The organism is Enterococcus sp. BWT-B8 (assembly GCF_020567625.1).
Lineage (GTDB): Bacteria > Bacillota > Bacilli > Lactobacillales > Enterococcaceae > Enterococcus_L.
Genome location: NZ_JAJDJV010000009.1, coordinates 111,417 through 127,781, shown reverse-complemented (window position 1 = coordinate 127,781; position 16,365 = coordinate 111,417). Strand labels below are relative to the sequence as shown.

The window sequence follows — 16,365 nt, the reverse complement described above, 5'->3', positions numbered from 1 at the left end:
AAGAATGTTAGTGACAATGAAATCAATTCTTGATGATGCAAATAAACATCAGTATGGCGTTATGGCGATGAACAGTATAAATATAGAAATGGTACGGGGCGGAATTTTAGCAGCAGCTGAAGAAAATTCTCCGATCATTATTCAATTTGGTCCGGGACAGATGAAAAAGCATGCACATAAAGAAGAAATGTTTCCTGTAATAAAAGAACTGGCTGAGAGAGTTCATGTACCAGTTGCATTGAATTTGGATCATGGAATGGACTTTTCTGTAATCACTGATTGTATCAATATGGGGTTTACAAATGTTATGTTTGATGGATCTAGTTTGCCTTATGATGAAAATATGAAGAAGACCGAGATTATCTGTAGTCTTGCTCATAGTAAAGGGTGCTCAGTTGAAGCTGAATTGGGTCATGTTGGTCAAGCTGCCCAGGAGGATGACAGCGATGAGAATTTATATACAGACCCTAAGATAGCACAGGATTTTGTTAAATATACAGGTGTTGATGCACTTGCCGTAGCTATTGGAACAGCTCACGGAAATTATCCGAAAGGAAAAACACCCAAATTAGATTTTGATCGCCTGAAAGAACTAAAAGAGATTCTTCAAATTCCTTTAGTACTGCATGGCGGGTCAGGATCTGGCGAGGAAAACTTACGAAAAGCAGTTGCTTATGGAATTAATAAAATCAATGTTGCCACTGATGCTTTCTCGGCAGCAAAAAACGGGATGGTTAAAGCTTTAGATCAAGATCCAAGCATCGATTATTTAGAGCTGTGTGTAATTGCTGAAGAAAGTGTCAAAAAATTCGTGAAAGATTATGTTCAGATCATTGGTTCTTCAAACCGATATGTCTTCAATACAGAAAATATTACTATTCATGAGTAAAAATTGATTCGAATCAGATAGACAAGGAGGCGGCAGTATGGATAAGAATCAAATATATCAGAAAAAGATATTAAAAATACTTCTTGATGCCCCTTTGATTTCTGTGAAAAGAATCTCAAAAAAAATTGGTATATCTGAAAAAACAGTTAGAATTCAAATTAACTATTTAGAAGATTATCTTGAAAATGAAAAAATTGGGCATATTGATAAGATCCCTAGTAAAGGGATTAAACTAGTTCTGAATTCTGGTATAGACAAAAATGATTTAAAAGAAAGTAAAGTAGTGGAAGTCTCTACTGAAAAAGCATTTTTTCATATTCTTAGACGGCTTTTGTCCCTAAAAAATAAAGAATATGTTACACAATCAGAACTTTCAGATGAAATATATGTTAGTTTGCCTACGTTTAGAAAGCAGCTGGAGGACATAAAAGCTTGGTTAATAGAAAGAGATTTAGAGCTTGAAATTGTACAAAAAAAAGGAATGCGCATAAAAGGAGAAGAACTTTCTATTTGGAGGGCAATAGGAAATTTGATATTGAAGAGCGGACTTTACAGTATTAGAGAAAACTTAGCATTTTTTGTTAGAGGTCTGGATATAGAACTGGTAAGTAAGGTAATAAGATCATCTGAAAAGAGCTGGCAAATCCAATTTAGCCGTGACTCTTTCAGTAGAATTTGGGTAATGCTTTCTCTTTCATTATACAGACAAACACCAAGCAATCTTAAGCGATTCAATAATTTAGATTGGGTAGAGAAATATAGTGAATACAATTTCGTTGAGACGTTAGAGAAAAACTTGAAACAATACAATTTGGGAAGAAGCTTGTCGGAAATTGATAAAAAGATCATGGCACATGAGATTCTGATTTCAAGTAAATTAGTTTGGACGACTGAAAATGAGAATAGAATGCAGAACAATCGACCAACCAATTTGGAAAACTTCGTGAATGATTTAATTGAAGTTGTTTCAGATATTTTACAAGTGGATTTAAGGGGCGATTTGATTTTAAAAAAAGACTTAACTGAACATTTAAGATCTGCTATTTTCAGAATGAAGTACAGCAAAGCAAATACTTCCAGCTTGAGCAAACAACTTAAAGAAGAGTACGGTAAAGTTTATCTCAGTGTTTGGTCAACCAGCCAATTATTTGAGGAATATTATGATATCCAGGTTACGGAAAATGAAATCTGCTATATTGTGATGTACATTGAAGCTGCTTTAATGAGGATCAAAAATATAGTTGACTTACTTTATATAACCGATCAAACAAGATCTCATAGCAGCTTTATAGTTGAAACGATAAAACACCACATTCCTGAAGTGGAGAGTATAAAAATTGTGAGAAACAGTGAGACTTCAAATAGAGTTTACGATCAGGAAATAGCTATTTCTGATTGTCTCCCTGAAGATAGAGGGACAATATCAATTTCCAAAATACCGACTGATCAAGAAATTAGCAGAATAAAGAATACTATCCATCATTTTAATGGAATTGAACACCAAAAAATTCAATTCTCAAATTCTATTCAAACATTGTTTGATCCTCAATTGTTCTTTAGTAATATGAAGGTTTCTAACAAAGAGGAACTATTAAAAATGATGTGTCATTACTTAGAAAAAATGGGCTATGTTACCTCAGATTTTTTTGAGACTGTATGGGGAAGGGAAAAAGAAACTTCTACCTGTGTAGGATTTCAAACTGCAATTCCTCATGGATCGATGAATGAAGTAAATGAACCTAAGATAGCAGTCGCAACCTTGGAACAGCCCATTCTGTGGTTTGGGGAGGAAGAGATTCAGTTCGTATTTTTGTTAGCTGCAAAGATGAATACAAAGGTTAATATCAATAAAACCAAGCAGTTCTATACAGATCTAATCACACTAACTGAAGACAAAAACTCAATGAACAGGTTTAAAAAATGTGAAGATGGAATAAAGGCTTATGGCTTCTTGTTTCATTAGTTGGGAGGATGGCTTGTGACTGTAGATATTAAAGATATTTTAGATAGAAAGCTCATTAATTTAGAACTAAAAGCAACTAACAAAAATGAAGTAATTGAAGCGTTAGCGAAAATGCTGTCTGAAAAGGGAACAATTTCAGATTTAGAGACATTCATAAAAGATGTTTATTTGCGCGAAGGCGAAGGGATTACCGGACTGGGAAATAATGTTGCAATTCCCCATGGGAAATCAGAAGGTGTACGAATTCCCAGTGTAGCAATTGGCCGGACAGAAAATTATATTGATTGGGAATCATACGATGATAAACCAGTACGCTTATTTTTTCTATTTGCCGTACCTGATGGTAATGAAGGCGCAGAAGATCATCTAAGATTACTATCCCAAGTAGCAGCTAAATTGGCTGATGATGATATTTTAACTAGATTGAAAGAAATAAGAAATGAAGATACCTTCATAAATATTTTACTAAGTTCATAAAAAAATTTCTGAATTTGAAAATGGGGATATTTTTTGAAAGTTTAAAAGAATAGTAGAGGCTGATTGAAGATAGGAGTTCTTAACGTTGACATGTATGCCGTAGGAGTCTTCTACATATAGAGGCTAGTAGATAATCGAATTATAACATGTGGGAGATTCCTTTTTGTGTTGTCCAAAAGTATGTAAAATAAAAAAATAGTAGAAAATTATGGAAATTATCGAATACTGTTTGTAAATGCAGCTACTGTGATCTTTTTGAAAGAGAGATGAAATAATATGGAATTCAAGCTCTACCCAGTTATTTGCTCTAAGAATAATTTAAGGGATTTTTTTAATGAAACTGCTAATGAGAAAGATTTGATTATCACTAATAAGTTCATTTTCATGCCTCAAATGGATAGCCAAGAATTAAAAGGTCATATTCTATTTCAAGAACAGTTTGGAACAGGAGAACCGAATGATGAAATGATTCGTGCAATGTTTCAAGAAATGAAAGGGAAGAAGTATGAACGAATTATTGCAATTGGCGGGGGAACAGTAATTGATATCTCCAAACTTTTTGTTTTTGGAACAGAGTATACGCTCAAAGAAATTTTTGAAAAGGGTGCAACACTTCCAAAAAAGAAAAAATTGGTCATTATACCAACGACTTGCGGCACAGGAAGTGAAGTGACCAACATTTCAATTGCAGAGTTCAGAGAAAAGAAAACCAAAATTGGCTTAGCTGCAGATCAATTATATGCTGATGAGGCGATATTGATTGGCTCATTGTTAGAAACGATTCCTTTCCAAGTTTTTGCAACAAGTTCAGTAGATGCGTTTATACATGCCATTGAATCCTATGTTTCTCCAAAAGCCAGCTTGTTTACCAAAGCGCTAGGTGAAAAAGCTATGCGTATTATTCTTAAAGGGTATCAAGATATTGTTAGCAAGGATAAATTAGAGCTTCCGGACAATCTCCAAGTCTTTCTCGAAGCAAGTACGTTAGCTGGCATCTCCTTTGGCAATGCCGGTTGTGCGAGTGTTCATGCGCTGTCATATCCTATTGGTGCAAATTATCATGTTCCTCACGGGAAATCTAACTACTTAGTTTTCCATGCCGTATTTGAAAAATATAGAGAGATGAACGCAGATTTGATTGAGCTTGAAAAGTTGCTTAGTGAAATTCTTATCTGTTCTCCGGAAGCTGTTTGGGAAAATTTAAGAAAATTGATTGATCAAATTATTCCAAGAGAACCTTTACATTCTTTAGGAATTACTAGGGGAGAGGCAAAAAAAATGGCAGAATCGGTTTTCAAAAATCAACAAAGATTATTAGTGAACAATCCCGTGCCTTTCACAGAATCTGATATTTACGATGTGTATCAAAAATGCCTTTAAGCAATAAGAAGAGAGTGAACAGAATGAATGATGAAAAAAAATATCAATTTTATGCGACAAAAATTAGGATTGAAGCAATGAAAGCTTTCGGAAAATTAGGCTTTGGCCATATTGGCGGTGTTATGTCGGCAGCTGATTTATTGGGTGTTTTGTATGGTGGGGTAATGAAGGTTGATCCGAAAAATCCAGATTGGAACGAGCGAGACTATTTTGTTATGTCTAAAGGGCATGCTGGACCGGGGTTATATGCTGCACTTGCACTAAAAGGTTTTTTCAAGATAGAAGAACTAATGACAATCAATACTAATGGGACCCGCTTACCTAGTCATTGTGATCGCAATAAGACACCTGGAATAGACTATAGTACGGGCTCTTTGGGACAAGGAATGTCTACAGCTATTGGAATTGCCTTAGGTAACAAGATTCTTAACAAACAGAATTATACTTATTTGCTGATTGGTGATGGAGAATCAGATGAAGGTCAGATTTGGGAGGGAGCATTATTCGCACCTCATCACAAATTAGGGAATTTGATTGCATTTATCGATTACAATAAACAACAACTCGATGGCTATACAGATGACATCTTGAATTTGGGTGATTTACGACAAAAATTTCAAGATTTTGGTTGGTATGCAATCGAAGTAGACGGTCATGATGCAATAGCAATAAAATCGGCAATTGAGTTGGGGAAAAGAGAAAAAAGAAAACCAAAAATGATTGTTTTAAATACTTTAAAAGGAAAAGGAGTCTATTTTGCTGAAGGACAAAAATATAATCATCACATGACCTTTACATCAGAGCAGTGTGATCAAGTAATTGAAGAGCTGCAAGTGAAACTGGATGAACAAACAGGAGGTGAAAACGAATAATGTCATATGGAGTGCTGAGAGATTTAACGATTGAAAAAAGAGCAATGCGGGATGTATATTGTGATACGCTAATCGAATTAGCAACTGAGAATGACAAAGTCATAGGCTTTGATGCGGATTTGATGAATTCTGTCGGAATGGTGAAGTTTGGCGAGACATTTCCTGAACGTATGATCAATTGTGGAATTCAAGAAGCTAATATGATTGGTATGGCCTCAGGGAGTTCCGCTGTAGGCTTGATTCCTTTTGTGCACACCTTTGCTTGTTTTGCTGCACGTCGCACTGCAGATCAGGTTTTTGTGTCTGCAGCTTTCGCACAAGCTAATATTCGTATCATCGGGAGTGATCCTGGAGTTACTGCAGCATTCAATGGAGCAACGCATATGCCGTTTGAAGATGTAGGGATTATGCGTGGATTCCCGACCGTAACCATTATAGAACCTACAGATACTGTAATGCTGGCAGATGTCATACGCCAACTTGAAAAATTGATTGGAGTATATTATATACGCCTCTCACGTAAAAATGTTATAGGAATTTATGAAGACGGCTCTACTTTTGAAATTGGGAAAGGTGCCCTGTTGAAAGATGGGATGGATGTGACGTTGATCGCCAGTGGAATTATGGTCAGTGAGACAATGAAGGCAGCTGAAAAACTAGAACAATTAGGGATATCAACTCGAGTCATCAATATTTATACGATTAAACCAATTGACAAAGAGATTATTATCACAGCAGCAAACGAGACTGGAGCAATTGTTACAGCTGAAAATCATAATTATATCAACGGATTGGGGAGTGCGGTAGCAGAAGTTTTAGCTGAAAATAGACCAGTACCAATGGCACGTATTGGGGTAGAAGATCAATTTGGACAAGTTGGAAGTGTTGAATACTTAAAAGAGATTTATGGACTTACTGCTGACAATATCGTTGAAAAAGCATTAAAAACAATTAAACGAAAGTAAATGAACGGCAAACGAGAGAATGTAAGGAATAACGGATTATCAACAAATTAATGAGGTACTAAATGAAAAATTTTCTTTTTAAGCAGGAAAAATCATAAAGGAGCCTTTAAAATGAATTCATATTTACAAAGAAAACCTAAGAACAAAAAAATTTCTGATGGTGTAATTTTACAGCATGAAATTACTGTTGAAAATTCACCGTTTGCTTATGTAGGATTTAAAAAGCTCGACATGGATAAAGGAGCAGAATTTGAAGAAGATACAATGGATAAAGAAGCGTGTGTGCTTGTACTGACCGGAAAGGTAACAGTTATAGAAGGAGACAATGTTTTTGCACACATTGGAAAAAGAAATTGTGTCTTTGATAAAAATCCTACAGACAGCGTCTACATTTCTAATGATCATACTTACAAAATTATTGCTGAGACTCCGGCAGCTATTGCAATTGGCTATGCTCCTTCTTCTAAGCAGTTACCAACTAAATTAATCAAAGCTGAAGAAAACAGTGTTGTTGAACGTGGGAAATATTTGAATAAGCGACTTGTAAACACGATGCTGGATGATGAATCATCAATTGCTGACAGTCTACTGATGACCGAGGTTTATACAGCAGCAGGGAATACGTCAAGCTATCCGCCGCATAGACATTCATTTAATAATTATCCAGAAGAAACATACTTAGAAGAAAGCTATTACCATGAAATCAATCCTCAGCAAGGCTTTGTATTACAGCGTGTTTACAATGACGATAGAACAATTGATACAGCATTTGGAGCGGAAAATGGCGATGTCATTTTATGTCCGGAAGGCTATCATCCAGTAGCTGTACCAGATGGCTACGAATCTTATTATTTGAATGTTATGGCTGGTCCCGTCAAATCATGGTCATTTTATAAAGATCCAGCCCATTCTTGGATTGATGAACGTGAATAAAAAGTTGCGGCTCATTTTTAGCTATCTATACACAAAGCATAACTAAATACCAAAATAAAAAGAAAATTGTTCGCACATGATTATCAGGGAATGCTGCACATGTATAAAGAAAAACTAAGTCTTTTCGTGGTCCGAGTAGTCGCGGAAGCAGTTCGTGTATGATATCCGCTTGGTTCTCAAGGCTGAACGCTTTTTATAAAAAAATTCTCCTAAAAAAAGCAAAAAAGATCTTCTCTTGTGTTTTAAAGAAAAGCTCTTTTTTGGCTTGTACCATAGTGATATTACTTATTGAAATACTTCTTTTTAAATACTCTTCTCCGCGTTTTAAAATAGTAATATTTTTCCTTTAACCTCCTATAGATAATTCGAATTATTAAGTGGACTGTTGCGATAATTTCTCTTCGTTTCCCTCGGTTTTTCTGTATTTTTAATAATAAGAAGGATTGGATTCTTTCTTCCTTGTGTGTTACAGCTTCTTCCCATAATAATGTAAAGAACTGAGAAAGTTCAGAGGTTAATAGTCGATTTCTAAGCTAAGGTCATCACCATTTGAAGCAATCACTCGTTTGTACCAATAAAATGATTTTTTTGGATAACGATTTAAGCTTCTTAGATCATGCTCCTCTCGATCAATATAGATGAAGCCGTAGCGTTTTACAAAGCCTTCTCTTGTGCTGTGAAGATCAATTGCTGACCATGTGAGATAGCCGATGATTTCAACACCATCATAAATCGCTTCTTTAACTTTTTTGATATGATCTGCTAAATACTTGATTCGATAATCATCGTGAATTTTATTATCACTATCTAACTCCTCCGTATGCGCAATACCATTTTCCAAAATCAATATCGGAAGCTGATATCTTTGGTAGATTTCCATTAATTGAATGTATAAACCAGCTGGATCAATCGTCCAATTCCATTCGGTACGATCTGTATAAGGATTTAGTTCTTCACCGGAGCGATATTGAACCAGCGCCCCTTGAAATTGTTTAGGTTCAGGATAATTTGCCTCAATATCTTCTTTGGGAAGCGGAGCAGCCCGAACTAAACTTGAGAAATAATAAGTAGATGAAATATAATCTGGTTTCGCTTCTTTCATTTTTTTTTCATCATCCTTTGTAATGACTGGAAGAGCATCCATTTTATCTAGCTTATTAAGCAAATACTTTGGATATTCGCCACGACAATAAATATCCAGGTAGGCAATATTTGTCTCATAATAGCTTTCGGCAGCTGCTAAACAGTCAGCTGGGGCGCAGGTGGCAGGATATAGCATCTGAAACGCGCTATTTGGTCCAATTTTTGCTTGAGGATCAATGCGGTGACAAGCAATACAAGCTTCAGCATAGGCAACTGTGAGGTGATGCTCAGCCTGCCATAGTTGTTTTTTTGTTAAATCTTTATTTCCAGCAATGTATTCGCTATCTAAGTGAAACAAATTAGGTTCATTAAATGGAACATAGTACTTAATTCGCCCCTTAAAATGTTTAAAGATGGTAGATGCATAGTGGTTATAGTCTTGAATACATTGCCGATCCAGCCATCCACCATATTCTTCTAAAAGATTTACAGGCAGATCATAAGCATAGAGTGTACAAATCGGTGTAATTCCCTTTTCAATCAATTCGTTGACGATAGTGTCATAGAAAGCTAGACCTTTTGCATTGGGTTCGCTATTGTTGCCAGTGGGAAAAATTCTTGCCCAGGACATAGAGAAGCGATAAACAGTGAACCCCATTTCAGCGTATAATTCGATATCTTCCTTATATCGATGATAGGCATCACTGGCAGTTTTAAAGTCTGAATAACCATTTTTTAGCACACGTACGTCAGCAATAGTCGCGCCTTTGCCATCTTCATTCCATCCACCTTCATACTGTTGTGCATTGGTAGAACTACCCCATAATATTTTTTCCATAGCAGTATTCTCCTTACAATTATTTATAAAAATCAAGTTCTCTAAAAATTGCGCAAGTACTCATACAACAACGGTCATTTGTTTAATTTCACTCTTGGTAGGACTAATAGGTCTTCTAGACATAAATATAGTAGCTTTCGTGACTTTTTGTGTAAACGATTACTCAACTTTATTATGGAGAGAGAAAATGGAAAAGTCAAGGATTATTCTGATTTTTTTCTATAAACTAAAGGATTCTTGTTTGAGCAGCTATTTTCAAGGGCTGTTTAATTTAGCCTTGACAAGATAAATCAGATATTTTATACTTTTGTTAGGTAAACGATTACACAATTTTCACATTATTTTTTTCAGGCATGGGTAAACGATTACACGGAGGGGTGATAATAATGTCAAGTAATAGTGGAAAAGGGTTCATGGATAAAGTTGCTGATTTTACTATGAAAATCTCGGGTCCTTTAGGTAAGTTTGCAAATTTGGATTCAATTTCTTCAATCGTCAATGGATTAACAGCTGTAATGCCAATTATAATGATCGGCTCCATTTTCCTCATTCTATATGTATTGGGGTCTCCGGATATTGGTACAAGTGGCAAGGCGCTTATTCCTTTTTTAGCACCTCTGGCAGGCAAGTTTGCTTGGATGAATAGCTTAACATTGGGGTTTATGACTTTATATTGTTCGGCTGCTATTCCATTTAGTTATGCAGAAAGAAAGAACGTCAACACAAAAAATTCGATGTTAATGGGGCTTGCTACGTTTATTATCTTTACAATTGGTGGTTTGGATGAATCGGGTGGAATCTTAGTTGAATCTTTCAGTGCAACAGGTCTGTTTGCTTGTATTATTACTAGTTTAGTTAGTGTAAGAATCTATAAATTTTGTTTGGATCATCATATTACCATCAAGATGCCGAGCTCTGTTCCACCAAACGTAGGAAATGCTTTTGGAGCACTTATTCCATACACTGTTTCATTTTCTCTAGCCTGGTTGGTTAGAACTGCCTTCAATTTTGATTTTGTATCATTCTTAACTACGCTATTGGAACCAGTTATTTCAGGATCTGACTCTGTTTGGACCGCAATTATCGCAGCGTTTATTCCATTACTATTGTGGAGTATCGGGCTTCATGGGGATAATATGTTCTTGACATTATTTACTCCTTTTGGATTAATGTGGATTGATCAGAACGCAGCAGCGTTGGCAAGCGGAACGCCTGCAAATGAGCTGCCCCATGTATTGGCAGGTCTGGGGCAAACTGGATTGATGAGATTGACCGTTTGGACTGCTGCTGTATGGCCATTGATTTTTCTAATGATCATCTCAAAAAATAAGTTTTTAAAAACACTGGGATGGACAACCATTGGACCAGGGATATTTACAATTGTGGAACCAGTGATCTATGGGCTCCCGTTAGCGTTGAATCCCTATTTGATGATTCCGTTTGTACTAAGTGGAACAATTTCTACAGGTGTCAGCTACCTTTTGATGGCTAGTCCGCTATTGGGGAAGTTTTATGCACTGATTCCATGGGCGACACCACCATTTTTACTAGGCCCATTAGGAACTGGGGACTGGAAAACATTAATTATCCCGGTTATTTCTTTCTTGATAGGACTAGCCGTGTATCTTCCATTTTGGAAAGTCTATGTTAAAACCTTGGAGAATGAGAATAAGATTGAAACTGCAGATGAATAAAAAAAGAAGCTCAGGCCAAATTGTACCGAACGCCAAGTGTTAGATTTTAGGTCTAATATTAGGGGCTCACTACAAATCGCTTGGGTTTCTTTTTTTCACAGCTACTGGATTCTTTCATGGGTAATCGTTAACTCGCTGCTTTCATGGTTACCCTGAAATTTCAAGAGTGTACTAGCTGATTTGGTAGATTGAAAGAAAACGTGATATTAGTCTTGAAAAGCTATTTATCCATGATAATTTTAGGTTGAGGAAACGATTACTCGATAAGAGGGGGAACTATGATGAAACGCTTACTATGCTCTTCAATGATGTGTGCAAATTTTGCGAATCTTCAAGAGGATACAAAAGCTCTTGATGAAGCCGGTATTGACATCTTTCATATTGATATTATGGATGGAATATTTGTACCAAACTTTGCAATGGGCTTACAGGATTTACAATTGATTCGCTCATCTACTAAAAAAAAGGTTGATGTCCATCTGATGATTGAAAACCCTGGAAATTACGTTGATTTATTTAGTCAGATTGGAGTAGACATCATCTATATCCACCCAGAAGCTGACAAGCAATACGCACGTACCTTGGACATGATCAAAAGCAAGGGGATGAAAGCTGGAGTAGCAATCAATCCGGGAACGTCATTGGATACCATAAAAGAAATTTTTTCGTTGATTGATTATCTGATGATCATGACTGTAAATCCTGGATTTGCCGGTCAAAAGTATCTTGACTATGTAAATCCCAAAATTGAAGAAGCGGTCAGCTATGGTAAACTGTTTTCATTTAATGTAATGGTTGATGGAGCACTTTCTCCTCAAAGAATTGAGGAATTACATGCAGTTGGAGTAACAGGCTTTGTTTTAGGAACGTCAGCACTATTCGGTAAAGAGAAAAGCTATAAAGAGATTGTAAAAGAATTAGGAGGACAACTAGTATGAACATTGCAATTGGCAGCGATCATGCAGGGATAGAATTAAAATCAACGATTATTTCCTACTTAGAGGAATTAGGATATGCTGTGACTGACTTTGGACCTGATTCGGCAGAAAGAACAGACTATCCAACGTACGGCAAAAAGGTGGCTGAAGAGGTAGCCGGCAAAAATTTTGATTGCGGCATTTTGATTTGTGGAACAGGTGTTGGTATTTCGATTGCAGCAAATAAGGTCCGCGGGATACGGGCGATTGTTTGTAGTGAACCTTACTCAGCCCAATTATCCAAACAACACAACAACACCAATATTTTAGCTTTTGGCTCACGGGTAGTTGGTAGTGAACTTGCAAAAATGATTGTAAAATGTTGGCTAGATGCTGAGTTTGAAGGAGGCCGTCACCAAATTCGTATTGATATGTTAAAAGATATTGAAGAAAGACAAAAGGCATAAAATGGACTTAAGAATGATTAATGACTTGAACCTTGACTATTCGATCAAAACTATTCACAAGCCCGGCGGATTTATGAGGATTCATTGAAGAAATGGAAAAAAAGACAATCAAGGAAGTGACAAAAATAGGAGGAGAAAGAATGACAATTCCAGAAAATTTTTTATGGGGCGGCTCCATTAGTGCAGCACAATGTGAGGGTGGATGGAATGAAGACGGTAAGAGTCCTGTTCAAGTGGACTTTGGAGATGCTGGAACTACGAATGACAGACGATACATTCACTTTCAAAATTCGGATGGAACAAGAGGAAAAATGAGACAGTTTGATCATTTACCTGAAGGAGCAAAATATGCTTTATTTGATGATATAAGATATACCAATCATATCGGGATTGACTTCTATCATAGGTATAAGGAAGATATTGCACTATTTGCGGAAATGGGATTTACAACCTTCAACACAACTGTTTCCTGGGCTAGAATCTTTCCGCTTGGTGTAGAGGGTGGCGTAAATAAAGAGGGGATAGAATTCTACCGCAATGTATTTAAAGAATGCAGAAAATACGGAATGGACCCAGTGATTACATTATATAAGTATGATGAACCGGTTTATTTAGAAGAAACATACGGCGGCTGGACAAATAGAGAAATGATTCATCAATTTGTAGAGTTTGCGAAGGTATGCCTTAGTGAGTACAAAGATTTAGTGGATAAATGGTTGACGTTTAATGAAATCAATATTTTGCTCCATTTTGAAGGGAAAGAAGGTGGTCAAGCTGCCTTTACTGAACTGCATAATCAAATGGTTGCTTCGGCACAAGCGGTTAAAGCAGCCCACGAAATTGATAAAAATATCAGTGTTGGATGTATGGCAGCAGGCTTCTGTATCTATCCATATACCTGTGATCCAGAAGATGTACTGGCAGCCTATAAAGAATTCCAAAATAAATTTGGCTATTGTGCTGATACAATGATTAGAGGGTATTATCCTTCTTATGCAAAAAGAATTTGGAAAGAGAAAAATGTTGAATTAGAAATCACAGAACAGGATAAAAAAGATTTAATTGAAGGTAAAGCAGATTTTTTAGCGTATTCATATTATATGTCTAGTGTCACAACGACACATAAAGATGAAATTAAGGAGTTAGCGACTGCTGGAGGACAAGGGGATTTAGCTAATCCATATCTTAAAGCTTCGGATTGGGGCTGGCAAATTGATCCAACAGGCTATGAATATTTTTTACATTTCTTAAATGATCGCTATCAAGTTCCAATTTTTGATGTAGAAAATGGTTTAGGGGCTTACGATAAAATAGAAGAAGACGGCTCAATCCATGATAGTTATCGAATTGATTACTTGAGAAGTCATATCAAGAGTCTAATGAAAGCCAGAGAAGAAGGAGTCAATATTTTCGGCTATACGACCTGGGGACCTATTGATTTAGTATCATTCACAACTGGACAGATGAATAAACGTTATGGTTTTATCTATGTTGATATGGATGATGATGGAATCGGTGATTTGCATAGAATGAAAAAAGATTCATTCTATTGGTATAAGAAAGTTATTGCTTCCAAAGGGAAAGATTTAGATTAGCAAAAATAGAATGTCTGGGAGTGTGGCAGAAGTTGTCCGCATTCCCTTAAAATCGTATAAATGAGCGTATTCTCAAAGCTAAACACTTCTATCCTGACGTCCGTTTAACCTCTAATTTAGTATGATCAGTGCAAGGATTTTCCAGATAGAACTGCGAAATGTGATTATAGAGACTGTTTGTGATTCAGATGGCTTTGATCATCGGGAAGTCGTTAGTCATTTGTAAGCCTGAATTGCTCAATGAAATTGAAGCTAAAGCAAAAGAATATTTTATTTTCCCGGATTATTTAAGGGTTATTCCCGCTGAATTTCAGGATAGTGCAAGGGTGATTAGTGCAGCGTTACTGTCCAAATTTTTTGGACAGTAGGAAACAGAGAACTTTCCCACAGGAAAAAATGACCGCTTTTTTAGAAGGGCTTTGATAGACTTCTAAGCAGCGGCCATTATTTTTCGTGAGTTTTCGAAGCGGCTCCGTTGTCCATTTCTCAGGAGTCAGCTCTTTCCTATCGTATCCGTTCCCGGATATATTGATTCACGCAATACTAGATCAACAGGTATAAGGAAGGATTTTCCGATGTTTATTGAGTTGGGCTTACTGATTGTTTCCAATAGATTATCAACGGTAACCTGAGCAATTTTTGCTGTATTCTGCTTTACTGATGACAGCGCAGGATAGGAGTATTTATCTTGCGGCGTATCATCAAAACCGATAATTTTTATTTGCTTTGGTAACTTAAAGCCCAATTTCTTCAGTACAACAATCAATTCTAAACCGATATTATCATTAATAGCAAAAATTCCATCTACATTGTCTTGCTCCTCAAAAAATTGTTTGACTGATTCTTCGAAATTATCATCGTAAATATCTACGTTTAGTTTACTTTTTTCGCGGTCAAATATGATACTATTTTTTTTCAGAGCATCAAAAAATCCGTTTTCTCGTTCAAGTGCTGATGGCGATCTCCTTGAATGCATGGCAATTACAGGGTTTTGACAACCAGCGGCAATCAGCTGCTCAGTCGCTTCAAATGCACCTTGGTAATGGTTTGATGAAATGAAGATGGTGTCTGACTTTACTTTCGGCTCTCTGTCAATACAAATATAGGGAATATTCTTTTCTGGTCTGGAATAATTAAAAGAGAATTCTTCGGCTCCCGAAATAACGATTAAGCCATCCACTCCTTTACTTTCAAGCATTTGCAGATAGGCAGTCTCTTTGGTGCTGTTCCGAGCAGTATTGCAAATAATTGTAGAATATCCTTTGTTGAAAAGAATTTCTTCGATTTTTTGAACGACATCAGCAAAGAAATAGTTGCTGATGTCTGGTACAAGAATGCCTATAGAAAAGGACTTGTTCATACGCAGACTTTTAGCACTATAATTCATTTGATAACCGGTTGATTTGATAACCTCTAGAATTTTATTTTTAGTTTCTTCTGAAAATCGTCCATTATTATTGATAACTCTGGAAACAGTGGCAACTGATACACCACTTAATTCAGCGATATCCTTGATTGAAATTTTCTTCATAGCTTCGATCCGACCCTTTCGTGAGTAATCGTTAACTCGATATTCTCATATCTATTCTGAAATTTCAAGAGTATACTAGCTAATTTAGTAGATTGAAAGAAAAATACGATATTAGGCTTGACAAAACTATTTATCCGTGTTGTTTTCCAGACGAGGAAACGATTACCTAACTGGTTAAATAATCAATGCGCTTGGCAAAGTGATGCCATCATTGAGTGTTCTAGTGATAAAAAGCATAGCAAAAAATGTGCCAGAACAATTATTGCAGCTCAACGCTGCTCAGTGTAAAGTACTTGCTTTGCCACCTATGATAACATAATCAAATTGTTATAATGGGAGGGAGAATAGAAGCAGGCTATGAATCCTTGTACATTAAGGATTTGGAGGTTTCAGGTGAATATATTTTGGATTACCACAAAATAAAAGAGAAGATGTTTATGAAAAAAGAATCCTTAATTAGCTGTTTTATTGGGAATTTTAGCTTTTTCGGGAGATTGATAGTTATACAGTGACCCTTAAAATTACTCCAAACATAATTGAAGGAAAAAATAAAAGTACCAACATTTTTATTTTTTCCTTGACTAATCATAGGAAAGGGGAAGGTGTCAAAAAAGAAAAACAGCAAGCAAAATTCTTTTGAAAGACTTTGATTGTCGTTTTTCTTCTTTGCTTTTTCTCCATTTAAAGCAGTAATAGTTTTTTTATGATAGGTTTCGTTTATCACTTTTTCCTCATCTTTCCATTTGCAACGAGGTCGGGAC

At 36.2% G+C, this 16,365-nt stretch carries 15 protein-coding genes; 12 read left to right on the top strand and 3 right to left on the bottom strand.

Annotated elements, in window-relative coordinates; all coding sequences use genetic code 11:
* The first annotated feature begins 4 nt into the window (after positions 1-4).
* The 7 genes from LI951_RS10015 to iolB all read left to right on the top strand — a co-directional run bounded on the left by LI951_RS10015 (position 5) and on the right by iolB (position 7,479).
* A complete protein-coding gene (locus LI951_RS10015; protein ID WP_202067943.1) occupies positions 5-889 on the top strand; it encodes a class II fructose-bisphosphate aldolase in 885 nt (294 codons plus the stop codon).
* Between the two features lie 37 nt (positions 890-926).
* On the top strand, positions 927-2,852 hold the full coding sequence (locus tag LI951_RS10010) for a BglG family transcription antiterminator (protein ID WP_202067944.1): 1,926 nt from the start codon (positions 927-929) through the stop codon (positions 2,850-2,852).
* A 15-nt stretch (positions 2,853-2,867) separates the two neighbouring features.
* Positions 2,868-3,329: a PTS sugar transporter subunit IIA gene (locus LI951_RS10005; protein ID WP_229442046.1), complete on the top strand. Its 462-nt coding sequence runs from the start codon at positions 2,868-2,870 to the stop codon at positions 3,327-3,329.
* A gap of 276 nt (positions 3,330-3,605) precedes the next feature.
* Entirely contained in the window at positions 3,606-4,709 is a 1,104-nt protein-coding gene (locus tag LI951_RS10000) for an iron-containing alcohol dehydrogenase (RefSeq protein WP_229442045.1), read from the top strand.
* Between the two features lie 23 nt (positions 4,710-4,732).
* Complete coding sequence (locus tag LI951_RS09995; RefSeq protein WP_202067947.1) at positions 4,733-5,581, top strand: transketolase; 849 nt, start codon at positions 4,733-4,735, stop codon at positions 5,579-5,581.
* Positions 5,581-6,546 (top strand): transketolase family protein, encoded by a 966-nt coding sequence (locus LI951_RS09990; protein ID WP_229442044.1) that lies wholly within the window; start codon positions 5,581-5,583, stop codon positions 6,544-6,546. Before LI951_RS09995 ends, LI951_RS09990 begins: the two co-directional genes overlap by 1 nt.
* 111 nt (positions 6,547-6,657) lie before the next feature.
* Positions 6,658-7,479 (top strand): 5-deoxy-glucuronate isomerase, encoded by an 822-nt coding sequence (iolB, locus tag LI951_RS09985; RefSeq protein ID WP_202067948.1) that lies wholly within the window; start codon positions 6,658-6,660, stop codon positions 7,477-7,479.
* Between the two features lie 514 nt (positions 7,480-7,993).
* Here the strand turns inward: iolB and LI951_RS09980 are convergent.
* A complete protein-coding gene (locus LI951_RS09980) occupies positions 7,994-9,400 on the bottom strand; it encodes a glycoside hydrolase family 1 protein (protein WP_229442043.1) in 1,407 nt (468 codons plus the stop codon).
* A gap of 386 nt (positions 9,401-9,786) precedes the next feature.
* On the opposite strand from LI951_RS09980, the gene LI951_RS09975 reads away from it, so the two are divergent.
* The 5 genes from LI951_RS09975 to LI951_RS09955 all read left to right on the top strand — a co-directional run bounded on the left by LI951_RS09975 (position 9,787) and on the right by LI951_RS09955 (position 14,441).
* On the top strand, positions 9,787-11,094 hold the full coding sequence (locus tag LI951_RS09975; RefSeq protein WP_229442042.1) for a PTS sugar transporter subunit IIC: 1,308 nt from the start codon (positions 9,787-9,789) through the stop codon (positions 11,092-11,094).
* 278 nt (positions 11,095-11,372) lie between these two features.
* Positions 11,373-12,032, top strand: a complete 660-nt coding sequence (locus LI951_RS09970) for a ribulose-phosphate 3-epimerase (protein ID WP_229442041.1) — start codon at positions 11,373-11,375, stop codon at positions 12,030-12,032.
* Positions 12,029-12,478, top strand: coding sequence for a ribose 5-phosphate isomerase B (gene rpiB / locus LI951_RS09965; protein WP_202067951.1), 450 nt, complete (start codon positions 12,029-12,031; stop codon positions 12,476-12,478). The genes LI951_RS09970 and rpiB overlap by 4 nt, the downstream gene beginning before the upstream one ends.
* A 140-nt stretch (positions 12,479-12,618) precedes the next feature.
* Entirely contained in the window at positions 12,619-14,073 is a 1,455-nt protein-coding gene (locus LI951_RS09960) for a glycoside hydrolase family 1 protein (RefSeq protein ID WP_229442040.1), read from the top strand.
* Positions 14,074-14,252: 179 nt separating this feature from the next.
* The gene (locus tag LI951_RS09955; RefSeq protein WP_202067953.1) at positions 14,253-14,441 is read left to right on the top strand and encodes a hypothetical protein; all 189 of its coding nucleotides are present in this window, start codon (positions 14,253-14,255) and stop codon (positions 14,439-14,441) included.
* A gap of 125 nt (positions 14,442-14,566) precedes the next feature.
* Here the strand turns inward: LI951_RS09955 and LI951_RS09950 are convergent, their stop codons facing one another.
* Complete coding sequence (locus LI951_RS09950) at positions 14,567-15,604, bottom strand: LacI family DNA-binding transcriptional regulator (protein ID WP_202067954.1); 1,038 nt, start codon at positions 15,602-15,604, stop codon at positions 14,567-14,569.
* A gap of 409 nt (positions 15,605-16,013) precedes the next feature.
* The gene (locus LI951_RS09945; protein ID WP_229442039.1) at positions 16,014-16,328 is read right to left on the bottom strand and encodes a hypothetical protein; all 315 of its coding nucleotides are present in this window, start codon (positions 16,326-16,328) and stop codon (positions 16,014-16,016) included.
* Positions 16,329-16,365: the final 37 nt, after the last annotated feature.